The sequence below is a fragment of the Paenibacillus tarimensis genome (assembly GCF_021532315.1).
In the GTDB taxonomy this organism is placed as follows: Bacteria; Bacillota; Bacilli; order Paenibacillales; family Paenibacillaceae; genus Paenibacillus_I; species Paenibacillus_I tarimensis.
Map to the genome: position 1 here is coordinate 1 of NZ_JAKGAO010000017.1, position 17,348 is coordinate 17,348.

The window sequence follows — 17,348 nt, forward strand, 5'->3', positions numbered from 1 at the left end:
GATCGTGCCGAGAATCGCGATTCGCTGCTGAATCTGCCTCTCCATCGTCTGATAGCGGTCGCTGGACTGCCTCATGAAGGTCTCGACGCTCATTAGCTTCTGATGGATGCTCTCCGCACTGGCTGCCGCCTGCCCAAGCCTGCCGCCGATTCCGCGTCTGGCCTTGATTTGACCGTCCACGCCGTTTCCAATGCTGCGAACATTGCCCGTCACCGACGACAGCTTGTTCACTGCTCCGTTATGTAACGTGTTTATACTTTGGGCTACCTCGTCGAAATCTATCTCCAACCGCGACACCTGTTCCACTTCCTTGTCCTCTGCCGTACCAAGCCGGTTTCATAAGCATATTAAAGTTCGCTTAATCCCCATAAATTCCTGTATATCCCTGTTAAAATCTTGCTAAAGAATGATTGGAGACATGAGATAAGACAAGAAAAGCAGAAGATCGCCATTTCCTGGCGTGCTTCTGCTCTACTCCTCCACCACATCCAGCCGTTCCAGCTCCGATGCCTTATCGACCTCATAGCGGTCCCACTTCACGTTCAGCCTGCCCAGGCGGCGCTTCTCCCGCCAGTCCCGCAGCTGCTCCTCCGTCTCCAGCCGGAGCTCAGCCACTTCCTTCGCCCGCTGGAACATATACGCCGAGGTCAGCAGCACGCTCTGCACCCCGTGCCCGCCAGGGACGATCGGCGATCGCCTAACCTGCCACTCTTCAACCTCCAGCTTCACATACAGCTCCGTTGGCGCACCACGGCGAAGCGGAATTTCCCGGATCTGCTCCCTTGGCAGGATGCTCCACGACTTAATCCGTCCGTAATACCGCACACCCGCCTGCTCTGCCCCGAACAGCGTGCTCGACTGGTAAATGCCCACCACCTGCAGATTCGCCAAATCCCCATGCCGCACAAAATGCCGCAAAGGCACATGATAGAATCGATGCGTCAGCAGATCCTGCAGCTGCTCCCGGCGGCTGAGTGCTCCGACGAGCACGGTCTTGCCGCTCATTTTATCCGCATAATACGTATCCGTCCCTCTCGGTCGTGTCGACCGCTCATAGGCCTTCTCCGGGCTGTCCATAATGAGCTCATCCAGAAACTCCTCCACAAGCGTCGTCGCACTCGGCAGGAACGGCAGCGCCCCCACATTCACCAGCTCAATACTCCGGTAAAAATCATGCGCCCGGTACTCCTCCTCATTCGGATACGGGAACAGCACATACGCGCCGAACATCGTCCGCTCCGCCTCCGGCTGACCCTGCTCCCGGCTCGCCTGATATACAATCGCATCCCGGTACCGGTGCATCGTGTTGATGTCCTCCTCCTGAGGACCTGGCGTCTTGTACGTGCCCCGGTAGGACGTGCCCTCATAGGCCGGATTGATCCGGTACTTCGCGTCGAAAATATATTTGTACTCCACAGCCGCATCCTGCTTCTTCAGCGTCAGCACATTATCCGGCTTCTGCCCGACCGTCACACTCTTATCCCCTGGTGGCAGACCGTTATAGTACAGCGTGAACACTTCGCCGTTCCTCGGGTTCCGGTACACCATCTTGGAGTCACGTGCCCGCTGCAGCGTAACGAACAGGCCGCCGCGGTTCAGCTTTACCACATCCTGCTTGACCAGCTCGTACTTGCGGCTGAGCAGCTCGTGGATTTTCAGGAAGCACCAGTACTCGTACAGCTGCGCCAGATCCTTCATCGACAGGCGGAACAGATCGTCCTGGATCGACAGCCCCTTCATCAGCATCAGGTAATAGCGGTACACATCCCGGTAGCCCGGCGCCATCTGGAGCACGAGCGTCACCGTCATCTGGCGCATCTCGCCCACCCGCAGAAAATCCAGCTTAAGCAGCCGCCCGATATCGCTCTGCATCCGATTCAGCTTGTTCATCAGGACAGGGTCAGGCGCCCGGTCCTTCTTGTTCAGCAGCAGCTTCATGCTGCGCAGCCGGCGTTCGATCCGAAGCAGCACCCAGCGGACAAAACGGTTCTCCATCGTGTCATAGTCCACATGCCGCTTTGTCTCCAGCACATGGGTCGGCGTATAGCGCTGATTGCCCAGCCGCAGCAGACCATTCTGGGTATCCTGTGCGAGATAATGAGGACGTTTCGCGAGAAAAGCGATATTTTCCCGGCCAGCCTTCTTCACCCGTGCCGCACCCACCAGCCGATTCTCCATCCGCATCCGGTGATGAGGCGCGCTCTGCATCCGCTCGATCGTCTGCACCAGCTGCTGGAACACATGCTGAAGAATCACGAAGAACTCCGTCATGCTCTGATGGCGCGTCTCCCGCAGGCCCGTAAGCTGGAACGTTCTGCGCAGGAAGTCGAACGACAGATTGTAGATCTGTGCATTCACCTCATGCAGGATCGCCTCGTAGTCCTTCTGGTAGTCCAGCTTGGATGGGAAAATCTCCAGCTGCAGCCGGAACACCGGCTTGCCGTCCCGCCTCAGTTCAAGCTCCGTATAGCCAACCTCGTTCTGAAAATTCAGCACCCCGCTAAGCAGCCGCCGTCCCTTCGGAAGCACCGCCTCGCGCACATGCTGGTTATCGTGGTAGAACGTGAGCGCCACGTCATCCTCCAGCTCGACCACAAGCTCATAGCCCTGCGTCTCATAAAATAGCGGCGGACACGCATCCCCCACCTGCCAATCCGTCAAGGCTTGCTGCTCCGGGTTAAAAAGCGCGATCGAGCGAAGCTCGAGCCCGCTGTGCAGTGACTGTGGCTGCAGCCTCGCCTCCACCCAACCCGCGTCGTCCCGGCGGTGCAGCTGCAGCGCCTCTACCGTCGGGTGAAACGGCTTGCCCTGCAGGTACAGATTGAACCAGTTCGTCTCAATGCGAAGCAGCTCAACCGTGCGGTTAGGGTTAGGAGAGCCAGTATGAGGTGAAGCCATCTTCATCCAACCTCCGCAGCATAAAGACGATTTTGCGGGCGGATTGCGCGTAGGCCGCCCCTTCAACCGCTTGGTCTACATTCCGCCACAAACTTGAAGCATCCTCTTCTAGGCTGCTCATATCAAGCCTTCTTGCTGATCCCAGCGTGATCTGAAGCAGCTGCAGGAGCACCTGCCGCACAGCGTTATTGCTGCCTTGGATGCGGGGAAGGATTTTCTGCAGGAGTTGATAATCTAAGGCTTGTTCACGTGTCATTAGCCCAGCCTGCTCGTTGTAGATTAAGTAGAAGCAGATCGCATCGCGAATCCGGAAGCCAACATGCGAATGAATCGACTCAAGAATGCTGTTGATCGCCACAAGCTGCTGCGTCGTTTCTTCGATGAGTGTCTTATAGGTCGTGTTATAGGCATCCGCCAGCTTGAGATAGCTAGATCGAAGAAAATCATTAGGCGCCAGCTCAGCCTGCGCTTCCTCCTCAGTAACAGACGGGTACTGATCCAGCCGGATATAGTTGAACTCAATCGTGTTCGCCCGGTCCAGCACCTTCTTGCTGAACGGATGCGTAGTCTCATCCATGTTCACCGTACCGATCAGGTACACATTGTCCGGGATATAGAGATCGCCGTATAGCTCGATGTCCGCTTCATGGACGAGGCTAGATTTACGAATAACGGCATCCGTTACAATTTGATCACCCTGCAGCTTCTGGGATTCCAGGATACTGAGCACATCGCTAAAATAATGCTCCACCCTCGCCAGATTCATCTCATCGAGGCACACAAAATAAGGCTTGTCCTGATTCTCCGGCCGCCTCGCCTCCACCAGCACCTCCGTCAGTGGACCTGGACGAAACTGCTGATTCAGATCCTTGAAGCCAATCAGGTCAGCTGGATCACTCCAATCCGGCCGCACGGGAATGAGCCGGTAGCGCTTGTTGTCTCTCGTCGCTCCGAGAGCTTCCGCAAACAGCTCAACGAGCTTCGTTTTCCCGGTACCGGATACACCAGCCAGAATGACAAAAGGCTTCGACCTCAGCGACAGGTAGAAGTTCTCGATCAGATACTCCGAATAGGCGAAGCCTTTTTGAGAGATGTAAGTTTTGGCAGCAGCCAGCCGCTGCTCAGGGGTGAGGTCGCGCACTTGGGGTTGCTCCTCTGATGTATCGGTTTCAGTATTAAGGGTAGAACTCATAACAATGTCCACATACTGATTATAGTTGTTCACGAGATTCTCAAGATCCTGGAGGAGCTGCTCCTCGCTAGGCAGGTTGTCTCGATCATACTTGTAGTAAGCAACCGTAGAGACTTGATAGTCACGGCCCAGGCCTGGGTTGGAGGTTAGGTGTATGTCTTCGTCCTGGTTAAGGCCGTTTAGCGGTATGAGCTGCCTGATCTCTTGTACCTTCTGGCGAAGGTACCGATGGCCCTCCACACGGCCATTCTTGTTCGCTTCGGTAACCCCTTGAATTAACGTTAAATATGCTGCACTCATATCCTCAGCAAATAGGTAGACGATATACTCACCATATTGCGTTGAGGTTGTGATTCGGTCGTCCATAATAGCGATCCAGGGGATGGTAGCCCATACGCCTTTACCTACAGATGCAGCAATCTTCAGGTGGTTGTTAGACAGCAAGAACGGTAAATCTCGCATACCTTCAGGAATCTGATTACGCACGAAATGACCCAGGGCATTATTCTTGAAAGGCTCTCTCTTAGCTGTTAGATACTGCGACGTCACCGTTTGCAGAGCATCTCTTAGCGAGAAGTTGATCTGCTGGGTGGTCTGCTGAGCGTGATATCGTTCTAGCTCATTCGATGCATGATCGTATAGCTCAGCGAGGACATTCTCGTCCCAGGAGTTGTACAGATGTTCTTTGAATCCGAGAGTTTGCTGGTCCCGGTTGTAGTCTAGAATATCGCTAAGCGCACCGATTGGTGTTGCTATCGTAGATGATAGCTGAGTTGGGGTTACATCATTCCAGCTTGCTGCCTGATTGATAGGCGGATCGACTGGTAGACCACGTGATTCTCGGTCTCGAAGAAGACTAAGGAATCTTTCCTTAATAGCTTGAAGCCCGATCTCTCGTTGACCGGACTCGTTCATTTCATGTAACAGGGAAAGAATAAGGATCATTTTGTAGGATTTTTGTCGGTTTGTAAATATGCTGGTGAGGGTAGTAGGTAGGGACATCCTGAACCACCTTTGTGTATTAAATAATACTTACGTACTGCTGAAATAACAGTTCCGCTCTTTCATCAGAGGGATAACCCTAAGAAGACGAATGGCATTTCCGGCTTTAAAAGCGTTTGATTACCTTGGCTTAAGTATTTCCATTCGCTTAGCAGAGGCTTCTCTTGCTCTCCCATCTTTACCCTTTGGTAGAGGAGGGATATGTTCACTTACTCCATCGTGTTCAATTTCTATGATAAGTAGTATTCCACTTTCCATAGACTCAGCGAGTTTATCCCAAACAGGGAAATAAGGCTCGAGTTCTTTAAAATTCCCTGTCCTTTGTGTCAAATATTGATACATATTTCTTGAAGGCAATACGAGAATACCTCCTTCGAGGACCCCATCTAAGATTCCCAGTATAAGCCTATTTAAGGCCCTGTGACTTGAAGATATATTCCCCGTTTCCCATTCAATAGCGAAGAACTTGTCATTACCAAGAGAATAAGATGAATCAAACCGTCTTTTCTTTATTAACGGACTACATACATTTTCGTTTTGCCAACCAAGTGAGTCGAGCGTTTTAATAAATGCATCTTTTATAGGAACAACACCATTACCATCAATTTTCGGAAAGAGATAGAAGCCACCACTTCCAGCAGGATGCTCTATGCTATTGATGGCCTTTCCGATATCAGCTAGTATCTTCTTATACTCGTCAGATAAAGTGAATTTCCCTTTTTCGATAAATTTCTTAATCCCTATTGTTTTCATTTATAATGTCTTCGACCTCTTGAATTAGTTCAGTAGGTCTCACTTTAAGACTTGCAGCAATTGTAAATATTGTATTTAATGTTGGTCTTCGATGCCCCCGCTCTAACAAACTGATAAACGTTCTATCCAAGTCGCATCGCAGAGCAAGTTCCTCTTGTGATAACGAACTAAATTGGCGATATTTTTTTAGTACAATTCCGAATGCTGTCTCAAGCTTCAAAAGGTCTCCTCCCTTCTAAAGCCATTCTCATGTTGAAGGAGACACATCGTCTACGGACTATAGTCTACGTAACAAACCTGAAATTATTAGCTTAGCTCTATTACTTAACATAACTCATGCAATATGTTATTATTGAGTACTATAGTCATCATAAAGGAGTTATACAATGTTCCATAACAAATTTTTCAAAGCGCTTAATATATCTTCAGACATAGAACTGAAACAATTTGCTAAGGAAACACAGATAAACATTAGTAAGCTAAAATACTATAATCAGTACGGGATTATCCCCCATAAGAAAGATATGTCTAGATTATTGGAGCAGTTAAATATATCCGAATTAGAATTTAAGTTAAGAATGGGGACCTTTGATAACCAAGTTCTCAAAGCTATTCAAGAGAACGCCCGTGAGATTGAAGACTTGATCAAACATGACATTAGAAACGAGGCACAAGATGAAAGTAAGTTAAGGCTTACCTTACAGACTGAATATGGCCATTTATACCAAGGTGACTGTCTTAGTCTAATGGATACAATGGAAGACGAATCAGTGGATTTAATTTTTGCAGACCCACCATTTAATTTAAACAAAGAATACGAGTCAGGCATGAATGATAATATTTCAAATCAGCAATACCAGGAGTGGACAGAAAAGTGGGTTTTAAAATGTGTTGATTTGCTTAAGGAAGGGGGATCACTTTTTATCTGGAATCTACCTAAATGGAACACTTTCACTGCTAATATTCTCGATAAATACTTGATACTTAAGCATTGGATCGCGGTTGATATTAAGTTTGGATTACCTTTAAAGAATAGATTATATCCTTCTCACTACAGCCTTTTGTATTACACTAAAGGTGAAAAACCAAATACTTTTAATGAACAGAGGCTGCCACTAGATATTTGTAGAAAATGCGGCGGAGACATACGTGACTATGGTGGTTATAAAGATAAACTCAATCAAAAAGGAATTAATGTCACAGATGTTTGGTTCGATATCCCCCCAGTTCGACATAGCAAGTATAAAACAAGAAACAGCAATGAATTATCTATGAAAGTTCTTGACAGGGTAATAAGTTTAGCTACAAATGAAGGTGATTTAGTATTTGACCCTTTTGGCGGCAGCGGCACAACGTATATTGTTTCAGAAATTTTGAAACGAAAATGGATAGGTGTGGAGATTGGCCCGACGGAAGGGATAATCGAAAGATTTAAGGATATTAACATTCAAAAAGATTATATTGAAAAGTTGCATAAGAACAAAAATACATTATTCACCGAAGAAATGAGAAAGATACGTATAAAGAATGGGCATTGGTTGCCTGAGACCCTAACTAAAAAGTCAACAAAAAAACAAGTTGAAAACCAAGTTACTTTTGACGTATGACCAAGCATTTAAATAGTGAATGATGCTCTGTTGGGTAACAGTAACTTCAACTATTAATTGATATAGATAATGAGCCCGATTTCTTGCGGCTATTCATGGCCGGTCCTATGAGATTACGGCCATGATAGTCCATCATTCCGACCAAATAGAATGGGCTCTCTGCTGTTTGATAACCAATGCTATCTTATCGAGCTTACTCACTTCGAAAGTATCCTAAAGGGTAAGGTTATTCGTAAATCCCTCTTTCCATTCTTAATTGCGCAACTGCACCCTCAAGTTCTTCAATGTTATCTCCAAAGTCCTCATACGTTGGACCATATTCCAAGCATCTAACATTATATGTTTTTTCCCAATGCTTAATAATATGTCTAGAGGTCCCCTCTTTTAAAAGTATATAGTGAGGTGACGCACTACTTGATGTGTTAGATAAGGATTGCAATACTAGATTAATATCTGGATCATTTAAACTATAACCAAGAAACAGGACTGTATTTGTTAGAAAAAGTGCACGTAGTAGAGAGTAAAACTCAGGGTACTTCTCTTGAGCTTCAAAATATTGCTGCGATGTAAAAATTATCTCATCCGTATCATCGATACTACCATGTGCTTTTATTATGATATTTTCAGGAGACTTTATATTTGAGATTATAGACTTTGTCTTTTGATAATCATACTTTACATATAAATCTTCATTACATAAATTATCATAGATCTTATCAAAATTTGTTGTGATTACTATTTTCGTGTTGATTTTTTTAATTGCTTTATGAACAGATGAGGCATTGAATTTTCCTCTAGAGAATTTATCTTTTAGGTATTTACTGTATGCACCCGTATCACTTAAATCATAAATTGTCTGTAAAGCCATTAAGTAATTTTCTTGCACCAACATCTTATCAATAAAGTCAGAATCCTCATTTCGAGGATGTCTTATTAATGCCTTTATGTTTTTCAGAAATTCCCCCCAAGTATCAGGAGATTTTCCATCGTCATTTTTAGCAGTAGCAGATACTCCTGACCCTAAAAAAAGTATGGCTCTTCTGTATGCTAACTCTTCAATTAAGTTTTCTGGCCAAATGAATTTAGTCATACGAATCACCAATATTTCCTAAAAAATTCTTGCATACAGTTTTTATATATTCTGAGTATTCCGTCACACTACTTGGTTGATTCCCTCGCAATCCACTTTTATAGCTTAAGTTAAATATAGGTGTATTTGCGACCTGAGATAAAGGGACTATACTATAAACATATGGGATATCACCTAGCTTGATATCATCCCTCTTTATATCACTAGGAATAAAATCCCCTAAATATCTTAGTATCTTGCCGTGCATCTCTTTAATAACATTTTCATAAGCTGAAACCGGTCTTACACCTTCTTTAAACTTTCTTTTGGAGTATTGTTGAATGGAGTATCCTAAAAACCTACAACTGGATTTCACATCAATATTAACATAATACTTTTCACTAAAGCGATTAATATCAAATACACGGTCATTTTTTTGTAAATTAACTAATGCATCTTGGTATAATTCCATCCACTGATTCATCCACGTAGAAATGTTTTCAATTCCCATCAAGCTGAATATATCCGAACCCATTGGTGTAAAGAAGTAATCGGTATTTAATAAGATGCTTCTATTTAATGCACCAAGTGAAGGTCCGACATCTATAAAGACATAATCATACTCAAACTGACTAACCCATACTTTAAATTGTTTTAACCAATTTAATTTTCTCAATTCTCCTTTATCTTGCCCAATTGTTCCATTCCAACTCTTACTCATACGGTCGTCAATCATGGCAAGCCTAGGATGACCTGGAATCATATCAATTTGATATTCGTTATCTTCCGCTTTAACAGGTATGTCGTAGTACTCTAATCTGGCTTCACCTTCATCCATTTCTTCGAAATAGTTATATATCGTTTTTTTCACTGGTAGATCGCTGTAGAATTCACCCCATCTCTCAACAGGAATTATTAATTGGGTCGAGTTAGATTGAGGATCTAGATCTAATAATAGTACTCTTTTGTTTTCTTTTATACTAAGATAGCTAGCTAAATTCACTACTGTAGTAGTTTTCCCTACCCCGCCCTTATTATTAAAGAAAGTAACAACTTTCATAATTACCCTCCAATCAAGATAACTGAATTATTCCCAGTAATCATTCCCCAATTATTCGACTTTAGTACCCTCTTCAAGAGCTCACTAGTACAAATATACCATATCTAGGCATCTGCACACATTATTCTTTCGATTTCGACCTTATCTTAATAGCACAGGAAAACGAGATGTTTCTATCAGTATGTCAATAATTTTGACTACAACAACGCCCTTGCTTTGTAACTTTTGCTCCTTCACTCTTCTTCTCAAAAATCCTCTACTTCAAGCATAGAATTTATTCCCTATATAGACTTACAGCAGTAGGTTACTAACGTAAACCAACATAATCGGAATAGAGTGTTCTACCATCCCCAGGAATGTAAGATATAGCGTTTACGCTATACCTTTGGACTCTTCGTCCATTCAATAAGCAGTAAGAACAGTGTAAGTGACCGACTGCTTGATGATATCATTGTTTCGTCTCTTTGCTGACCGGAATACTTCAACCCAAACTTCCATACTTGCCAGAACCTGATCCCATACCTTCGACTTAATCGCTCAAGTTAGTCAACAGCATTCAAACTTTTTATTGCCATGGAATTCGTATGCTGACTTTGACCTGGGATTCATTGAAGTGTATCCAGCAGCTTGGCTGCGGTCGGAGGACCAAATCCTATCCGGCTATAAAGGCAGTGCACCAAAGAATATACTAAAGAGAAGCAAGATGGTCTCTCAACTAGCTCCTAAGTTCAACGGCATGCAAGATGATTTCATTACACAGGAGCATCTATTCGATGCCTGCATCTGCTGCCTGAATGGCTTTCTCCACCATAGGTGAATAACACCTGAAGCAGCCGGATATTACTTAACAACTGCCAAGAAGGAAGGCTGGATCTGGTTAAAGCCTCCCCAAGCTCCTGCTCCCTAAGTGACCATTCCCTATACACAAGTGAACGACAAGAGGCCGTACAGCAGACTACTGCCGTACGGTCCAATGTTACCCCCCTCTCACCAACCTCAAGCTCTTAACCCGTTCCTTCACGGAACCATCAGGCTCAATCTCCGCCAGCCGAATAACAACCTCGATGATCCGCTCTCCCCAAGAGGAGAGCTCCCAGGCCTCCAGTGCCATTAATGCCATGTTACGATTATGAATCACGGGGCTTTGCAGTCCAGCCAAGATCAGCTCTTCCCCTACTCCCGCATGCTTGCCTAAACTCTGGAGAAGGAAATCAAGACATCGGTGTGGTGCGTACTGAGGGCCGAAGCCCATTTCCTCTGCTGGACCTGTTGCGATATCCTGCAGCGGCAGATGCGTCTCAGCAAAATGCACCAGCTTGCGAATCCGATCACGATCCTCAGATTTCATTAGCTCATAATAGAGCGAACCCTGCGTCGGGTCTTCCGTAAGCATGTTATAAAGGTACTCCCACACATCGAGCCCCAGCTCCCGGGCGCATCGGATGCCATAGTAACGTTCCACCGAATTATCGGATTCAACGGCCTTCATTACGACACTTCTCCATTCAGGCTGAGCAATCAGCCTCCGGCATGCTTCCAGCGCCTCGGCTCTCAGCTCCTCCGTCCATCCCGAGGAGAACCGCTCTTTCCACTGCTCATCGTCTTCGTCCACTTCCAGGAAGTCGCGAATGCTCATCAAGACGGACAGATGCTTCGCGGTAGAACTCATATCGACTGCCAATCTGATATAGTTCGAAATCACCTGCGCGGCATGCTCATAGTCGTCGATGTCTTCGGCCGGGCCGCCGTTCAGCAGTGCCTGTATGATATCCGTCGCTCCATCGAAGAGCTCCCCATCAACCTGGCCGCCAGCCAGCGCCACATGCAGCTCCCCGTTCCTGGCACAAGTACAGGCCAAGTATTCGTCCATGATGCTGTTCTGGCAGCCATGTCGCAGCAGCCAATCCTTGATCTTCTGGGTGCTCGGCTCCAGCCTCTCGACGATGTTGATTTTCCCCCACCCGTTGACATACTTGGCTAATTCGAAGAGCACTTCGTTGCTGTCTTCCATGCCGTTCTGAATGCGACCGGCGCATAGAGCGTAAACTCCTCATGCCTTCCGATCGTAAGTAGCAGCTCCTTCACCTGCTCAATAGTCCCAGCAGCGCAGCGCCGAACTTCACTACGTTACGATGCGCCCCGTGCTCGACCATCCATCTGGCCTAATCGAACTGCGCCTGTAGCTGCATCCCCGGATGCTTGCGTACTTCCTCCAGCACGTCATCGGTCAAGCTGCTTACATTCATCGAAACAATCATGCTGTACAGCGCCTTTCGGGTACGGCGCTTTGAATACTTTACCGAAAAATCGCTTCATCGTTCATCACCTGACCTCATAAAAAACTTCATAGGAAAACAATACTCGAAGAGAGTAATGTTTTCCCATGTATAAATTAACCTCAGCACAGCCCTACAACCGCGGATCAATCTCCCGCTCCTGCGCAACCTCGAACAGCAGGCTGGCCGCGGTCTCCTGATAGGCCGAATGCTGCGGCGAAATCTCCTCGAACGGCACCTTGAGCAGCTGCAGCCCCAGCTTGTATTCACTCAGCGACGTACGGAGCTTCTGGTTAATATTCTTCTGCTTCAGCAGCTTGCGGTACTTATGCGGGAACTTGTAGTCATACCCGTAGATGATCGACAGGTAATCGGGATTGCGCACCTTCATATAAGGCACCGTCTTCCCGTTCCACACCTCCGGCTTGATGACGACACCCTCCATCTGGTTCTCCAGCGTGAGCTTGGCAAAATAACGCTCCGCCGCCTCATAGCAGGCAGGATCAGACAGATCCAGCGCGAGTGCCTCGTCCTCCGAAAGAAAAGCATACATCTCAGAGGTCTTCCACTCCGGAATCTGTTCGCGCCCGTCTTCATATACCAGCTTCAGCAGGGCAAAAGGCTTGTACGCCATCTGCTCATCCTGCGCATACAGCTCCAGCTGCCGCTTATAGGTGTGGTAAGCCTCCATATGCACATCTACTGGCACATAGGTCTCCCGCATATCGTGAACATACTTGTAGGTCTGATAGGTGCTGGCGCCATATCTATCACTCAAGGCCGCCTTCGGCATGCGGTGCTGGTCCTGCTCGAATCCGCTCTCCTCATATGCTTCCACCAGCTTGCCATAGGCCTGCTCGAATCCATTGTCCTGCAGGAACGCAAGCTCGGTCTCCAGCGCTCGCTCAATCGGCTTGAACTGCCGCTCAATCAGCCCTTCGCCAAGCGCCTTCCACGGGAGAAGCTCTCCATCCAGAACCATCATCGTGATCTGCTGCTCCTCCATATATCCGCCGAACTTATGCAGCAGCTTGCTGTAGATTTCGGATAAATCCACTTGATTGATTTTGTAGCCATTGCGGCTCACGGCGAAGCACTGTTCCACATCCTTATGCAGGTACACATTGCATCTCGATCCCATATATTTGGGCTGAAGGACGATCTGTTCCACGCCGCGCTCCCTGAAGTAATCCAATCCCCGCCTCAGCGATTCAAGCTCGTTCGTCTCTTGATTCTTGTCCGCCGGGGACATCGTACCGGAGATGAAGTTGATTTTGTGCCGCGAGCAGTAATGAAGCCTCCGAACCTCATCCTCCCCGAGATCCCGGACCGATACCTTCTTCTCTTCCTTGAAGAGAACCTGCAGCTCCTCCACTATAACCGTGTGCCGGGACTTCCGGGATTTCATGAACGGCTTATACGTCATGCTGACTGAGGTCAGCAGATTTCCGTGAACGCTGCCTGTGTCAATGTGAAGCTTGTTGCGAATCCGGAACGATTGCCCCGCTGCGATATGCCCGAATATGTGAAACGGATGATTCTTGACCGCCTCCTCCTGCAAGAAGGCAAGCTGCTCCTCAAGCGGCGCCTCCCGGTCGATCCGGAAGTTCCGCTGGTGCCGGATAGAGTTCGAATCCAGCTTGCCGATATACTTATTCCTGCACGGCGCATGCGTAACGAAGAAGGACGGTCCCCTGGCCCCCACATACCGGTAAAATGGTTTCGACAGCGAAACCATGTGCTGAAATTTTCCCAGCAGCTCCTTGTCGTTCATCAGAACCTGCGTCGAATCAAAGTACGTATGCAGCAGCTCCTGATCGGCTCCCTGGATCTCGCCCCTTAAATACTTGTCGACGAAGTTCTCGTGGTTCCCCATCACCAGGTAGAAGTATTCCTGATTTGCATGCAGAAATTCAATGATCTCTCTGGTTTGTTTTCCCTTATCGATCCAGTCTCCAACGAGGACAATCCGGGTGTTCTTCAGCTTCTCTGGTGCAATAAGCTTGTTCTCATCCAGCTTAAAGCCATAGTCGAGCAGCAGGCCCTTCAGATCATCCACACATTCATGAACATCGCCGATCATGATGTACTGCTGGTCCTGAGGAAGCACGGTCGACAGATACGCATCGATATCCTCGATGACGATTTTGTACGCAGGATTAGCCCTGCCCTCAGCAGGGTTATAAAAATCCTTCGCCCGCACCTTATGAATCCTGGCATAGCCTTCACGGGGCAGCGCTCCGAGAACATCCTTTTTCAGACGGTTAATATGATTCGTGATCAGCTTCTTCGAGCGCTCCGATGCGTAGTAGTCATCCCGCTTCCGGTAGTCGAAGACCATGACCTCCAGATTGTAGTTGTTCTGAAGCGCGATCTCCTTGACCATAGCCCGAAAGTCCTCGGCAAGCCCCGTCGTATCGACGATCACAAACTCCGCATTAATTGGGAAGGAAGTCGCCATCTTCAATCTCTCAAACAGTATATGAAAAGCCTGCTCGCTGGACTCCAGCATGACCTGATCGTACTTGTCGTACTCGTAACCGAGTATCTCCTGCCGGATTTGGTCGGATGACAGGTATTGTACGTTAGCCTTAATGTTCCGCGCAGCATCTTCAAAACGCAACCCAGGGATCAGGACTTCCTTGGCGAAAGTCGTTTTACCGCATTCGGTTGAGCCGACCAGCATGATAATGGTATGAACCTTCGTCTGAATTTCCACGGGTCAAGCCCCCCTTTTCTTCAAAATAACGCCTTGAGTCGTTCGTATATGATTGACGCCATCGCCAACGGCCACGAATTCAGCCTGCATGTCTGCCTCTTGTATGACCTCGCGCATCCACTGCTGGAACGCCTCCTCGCCCATCTCCCACTTGTGATCCTCATGCCGGAAATCGCTCAGCTCGTAGTACCGGTTGAAATCCGCGTTAGGCGTCGTAATGATGAAGTGGTCAAAATCCACATGCCTGCAGATCTGATGGATCAGCTGCCTGGCCTCCTCCTGGCTCATATGCTCAATGACCTCGGTCAAAATCACATCAACCTGCTCCCCGCTGTAGCTCTCCAGGAATAGATCGATCGAGGCGAAGGTGACGATATTGTCGATTTCCTTGGCCTCTGCCTTGCGCTTCACCTTCTCAAGCAGCTCTTCGTTGATGTCGATCGCGTAGTAGCTGCCCTCGATTTTCCCGGCATACGGAATGGCATAGAACCCTTCCCCGCAGCCCACATCCAGGATCGACTTGTTGAATGGCAGGGCGCCTCCAATGTAATTTCTCCGCTGCAGTGCCGTACCGCCATAAGCGAACTGAATATCGTAGCGCTCCGTCTTCTCCAGCTCCGCCTTGTACTTCTGGAACCGGTCTCTGGAGGATAGGAAGTTGCGGACGAACAGACTGCGGATATAAAATGGCGCATCAATCACATTCACGCTCTTAATGTATTTGTCGAGGATGCTGTCCGAGATATCTATGTATTCGTTGCCGGACATCGACAGGAACAGGCACAGCACACTTACGGCATGCAGGAGCTGATACAGACTCTTGTTCGTCGTGATCGTCAGCGAATAGCTCTTGTGCGCCTGATGGGTCATCGCAAACGAAAAGTCCTTCAAGTGCTTCTCGAAAAACTCAATGTAATGCTCCCGTTCAATATGGATCATGCTGATGAAGAAGGTATGCTCGTACCCTTCCCCGTCCCGTTCAGCCTGCGCCTTCAGCGCCGCAGAGAAAAACTCGTTGGTCGCGTTAAGCGGAAACAGCGGCGTGTTGTATCTGGAGACATTCAGGTATTCAAAGTTTTCCTGCTCGTGCTGCTTATAGGAAATTTCGTTGTCCGCGTCCTTAAAATAAACGTTATAGGTCTGGTCATCCGTGTACCAGCCGTACGCCATGCCCTTGCGGACCGAGCGCAGCATCATGCCGGTGTTCGGGTTCTTTTTGATTAGAAACGAAAACTGCGGGTTAGTGGATTTGATCTGAACAATTGCCATTTCGGTCTGCTCCTAACTTGTCGAATGGAATAAACAATGTGTGAATTTATTTTCGCTTAGTGATGCCGTTACGAACAGGGCGAAAGTATTACGAGCGCGGCAGGATCGTTTCTAACCGGGCACTCGTTAATCTCCTTCCTATTAAGCTGGGGAATGTGCACATTTTAAGAAAGTATCCAATTTTGTGCAGATATTGGGGGAGGTTATTTATGGAAGAACAGCGAATAAGTAGGTTTGCTAATGAAGCAAGAGTGCTACAGACAGGGAAGTGAGAAGAGAAATGCAGCGGCTGAGAATCGATTTGGCCCAGGTGAATCGTAGTAGAGAGCAACTGGGTGCCGCAGGCCGAAGGCTGTCCCCTGTTCCGGGACATGTACAGGCCGTGAAGAATGGGCTGGATAGCGCGATTGGCGCAAGGCGCGGTATACATAGCAGGTTAAGCCAGGCGGCTGCGGATGCCAGCCGGATCACCGAGCGGATAGCCAGGCTGGAGTCTTTTGTGCTGCAGTCCGTGCAGCGTTACGACAATGCGGAGCGGCAGCTGATAAGCCGGGCAGCGGCTGTGGAGGAGCTTGCCGGCCGTTCGGTGAATGAAGCGGCTTTCCGGCTGGTGGATTGGGATGAAGTAGATGTCCGGGTCCAGCTGCTGGCCAAGAAGCTGGGCGGCTTGCTGCCACAGATAGCGGGACTGATAGACGAGGCTGAGGAACGGGCAGCAGAGAATCTGCAGCAGTTAATAGCAGCCTCAGCTCATATCCTAGCCGCCATTACGGAGTTTGTGATAGAACGGGTGAGCTTGGTTGTGCTGAATGTCCGGGATTCGCAGCCGAAGCCGGTGAATATAGCCAACCTTAACCTCTTGGCAGCAGCGTATGGTTCTGAGCGTAAGAAGCTGGTGGATGTGGATCAGCTGTTTTCCGGGGACAAGCTGGATGCCGATATACTGGACTTCCTCGCTTATGTGGTGCAGAAGGGCTTTCACCCGGTTACATTTGAAGGGCTGCCCTACTGGGACTGGCATATCGCGGCCGAGAAGCTGAAGGAGATCCAGGATGCGAATGCGGCAGAACCCAGGTTCTGGGGCATTGATCTCGCAGAAGGACTGTACGAAGGCGGCAAATCCGGGCTAATGGGTATTGCTTCATTTGGCTATGACTTGTACGATGATCCGTGGGGAACGGCTAAGGCTATAGGCGAAGGCGCCAAGCAGATTTCAATAGATATCTATAATGAAACGAACAAACTGTTGGACGACCCCTGGCTGTATGTGAATAATAAGGCGATTGACCTGAAGATGACGGCGGAGGAATTTTTCGCGCTTTCCCCGAACGAACAGGCCAGATTAATTGGCGAGACGCTGGGCCGTGAGGTTGTCTATGCCGCTGCTGGCGGCGTGGCTCTCAAGAGCGCAAGGGGAGTCATCTCAGTCGCAGGGAAGGCCGGAACCCGTCTGGATGAAGTAAGCATTCAGATCCGCCAGGGCGCAGTCATGCTGGTGGACAA

General features: G+C 48.2%; 12 protein-coding genes. 2 read left to right on the forward strand and 10 right to left on the reverse strand.

The features are described from left to right. The 5 genes from L1N82_RS17630 to L1N82_RS17650 form a co-directional block, all read right to left on the reverse strand. A partial coding sequence (locus L1N82_RS17630) for a hypothetical protein (protein ID WP_235288780.1) occupies positions 1 to 297 on the reverse strand: 297 nt, incomplete at its 3' end. A gap of 174 nt (positions 298 to 471) precedes the next feature. Beyond that, positions 472 to 2,898: a restriction endonuclease-like protein gene (locus L1N82_RS17635; RefSeq protein WP_235288781.1), complete on the reverse strand. Its 2,427-nt coding sequence runs from the start codon at positions 2,896 to 2,898 to the stop codon at positions 472 to 474. After that, positions 2,870 to 5,005, reverse strand: a complete 2,136-nt coding sequence (locus L1N82_RS17640; protein ID WP_235288782.1) for an MrcB family domain-containing protein — start codon at positions 5,003 to 5,005, stop codon at positions 2,870 to 2,872. The genes L1N82_RS17635 and L1N82_RS17640 overlap by 29 nt, the downstream gene beginning before the upstream one ends. Positions 5,006 to 5,212: 207 nt before the next feature. Then, positions 5,213 to 5,845 carry a PDDEXK family nuclease gene (locus tag L1N82_RS17645; RefSeq protein ID WP_235288783.1) on the reverse strand — a complete coding sequence of 211 codons (633 nt, stop codon included), beginning with the start codon at positions 5,843 to 5,845 and terminating at the stop codon, positions 5,213 to 5,215. Further along, positions 5,826 to 6,065 (reverse strand): helix-turn-helix domain-containing protein, encoded by a 240-nt coding sequence (locus L1N82_RS17650; protein WP_235288784.1) that lies wholly within the window; start codon positions 6,063 to 6,065, stop codon positions 5,826 to 5,828. The genes L1N82_RS17645 and L1N82_RS17650 overlap by 20 nt, the downstream gene beginning before the upstream one ends. Before the next feature lie 166 nt (positions 6,066 to 6,231). Between L1N82_RS17650 and L1N82_RS17655 the strand changes: the two genes are divergently transcribed. Then, positions 6,232 to 7,452 carry a site-specific DNA-methyltransferase gene (locus tag L1N82_RS17655; RefSeq protein ID WP_235288785.1) on the forward strand — a complete coding sequence of 407 codons (1,221 nt, stop codon included), beginning with the start codon at positions 6,232 to 6,234 and terminating at the stop codon, positions 7,450 to 7,452. 226 nt (positions 7,453 to 7,678) lie between these two features. Here L1N82_RS17655 and L1N82_RS17660 read toward each other — a convergent pair whose 3' ends face one another. The 5 genes from L1N82_RS17660 to L1N82_RS17680 all read right to left on the reverse strand — a co-directional run bounded on the left by L1N82_RS17660 (position 7,679) and on the right by L1N82_RS17680 (position 15,845). Further along, entirely contained in the window at positions 7,679 to 8,542 is an 864-nt protein-coding gene (locus L1N82_RS17660; RefSeq protein WP_235288786.1) for an SIR2 family protein, read from the reverse strand. Beyond that, positions 8,535 to 9,581: a ParA family protein gene (locus tag L1N82_RS17665; protein WP_235288787.1), complete on the reverse strand. Its 1,047-nt coding sequence runs from the start codon at positions 9,579 to 9,581 to the stop codon at positions 8,535 to 8,537. Before L1N82_RS17665 ends, L1N82_RS17660 begins: the two co-directional genes overlap by 8 nt. Positions 9,582 to 10,557: 976 nt before the next feature. After that, on the reverse strand, positions 10,558 to 11,592 hold the full coding sequence (locus L1N82_RS17670; RefSeq protein ID WP_235288788.1) for a hypothetical protein: 1,035 nt from the start codon (positions 11,590 to 11,592) through the stop codon (positions 10,558 to 10,560). 398 nt (positions 11,593 to 11,990) lie between these two features. Next, entirely contained in the window at positions 11,991 to 14,576 is a 2,586-nt protein-coding gene (locus L1N82_RS17675; protein ID WP_235288789.1) for a metallophosphoesterase, read from the reverse strand. A gap of 3 nt (positions 14,577 to 14,579) precedes the next feature. Further along, positions 14,580 to 15,845 (reverse strand): class I SAM-dependent methyltransferase, encoded by a 1,266-nt coding sequence (locus L1N82_RS17680; protein WP_235288790.1) that lies wholly within the window; start codon positions 15,843 to 15,845, stop codon positions 14,580 to 14,582. A gap of 310 nt (positions 15,846 to 16,155) precedes the next feature. Here L1N82_RS17680 and L1N82_RS17685 point away from each other — a divergent pair. Further along, positions 16,156 to 17,348 (forward strand): hypothetical protein (locus tag L1N82_RS17685; RefSeq protein WP_235288791.1); only part of this gene is annotated, 1,193 nt, incomplete at its 3' end.

Bases quoted from the DNA above. Each gene is read 5' to 3' on its own strand.
- L1N82_RS17670 (WP_235288788.1), bottom strand. From the start codon at position 11,592: ATGGAAGACAGCAACGAAGTGCTCTTCGAATTAGCCAAGTATGTCAAC.
- L1N82_RS17680 (WP_235288790.1), bottom strand. From the start codon at position 15,845: ATGGCAATTGTTCAGATCAAATCCACTAACCCGCAGTTTTCGTTTCTA.
- L1N82_RS17635 (WP_235288781.1), bottom strand. From the start codon at position 2,898: ATGGCTTCACCTCATACTGGCTCTCCTAACCCTAACCGCACGGTTGAG.
- L1N82_RS17660 (WP_235288786.1), bottom strand. From the start codon at position 8,542: ATGACTAAATTCATTTGGCCAGAAAACTTAATTGAAGAGTTAGCATAC.
- L1N82_RS17655 (WP_235288785.1), top strand. From the start codon at position 6,232: ATGTTCCATAACAAATTTTTCAAAGCGCTTAATATATCTTCAGACATA.
- L1N82_RS17645 (WP_235288783.1), bottom strand. From the start codon at position 5,845: ATGAAAACAATAGGGATTAAGAAATTTATCGAAAAAGGGAAATTCACT.
- L1N82_RS17665 (WP_235288787.1), bottom strand. From the start codon at position 9,581: ATGAAAGTTGTTACTTTCTTTAATAATAAGGGCGGGGTAGGGAAAACT.
- L1N82_RS17640 (WP_235288782.1), bottom strand. From the start codon at position 5,005: ATGAACGAGTCCGGTCAACGAGAGATCGGGCTTCAAGCTATTAAGGAA.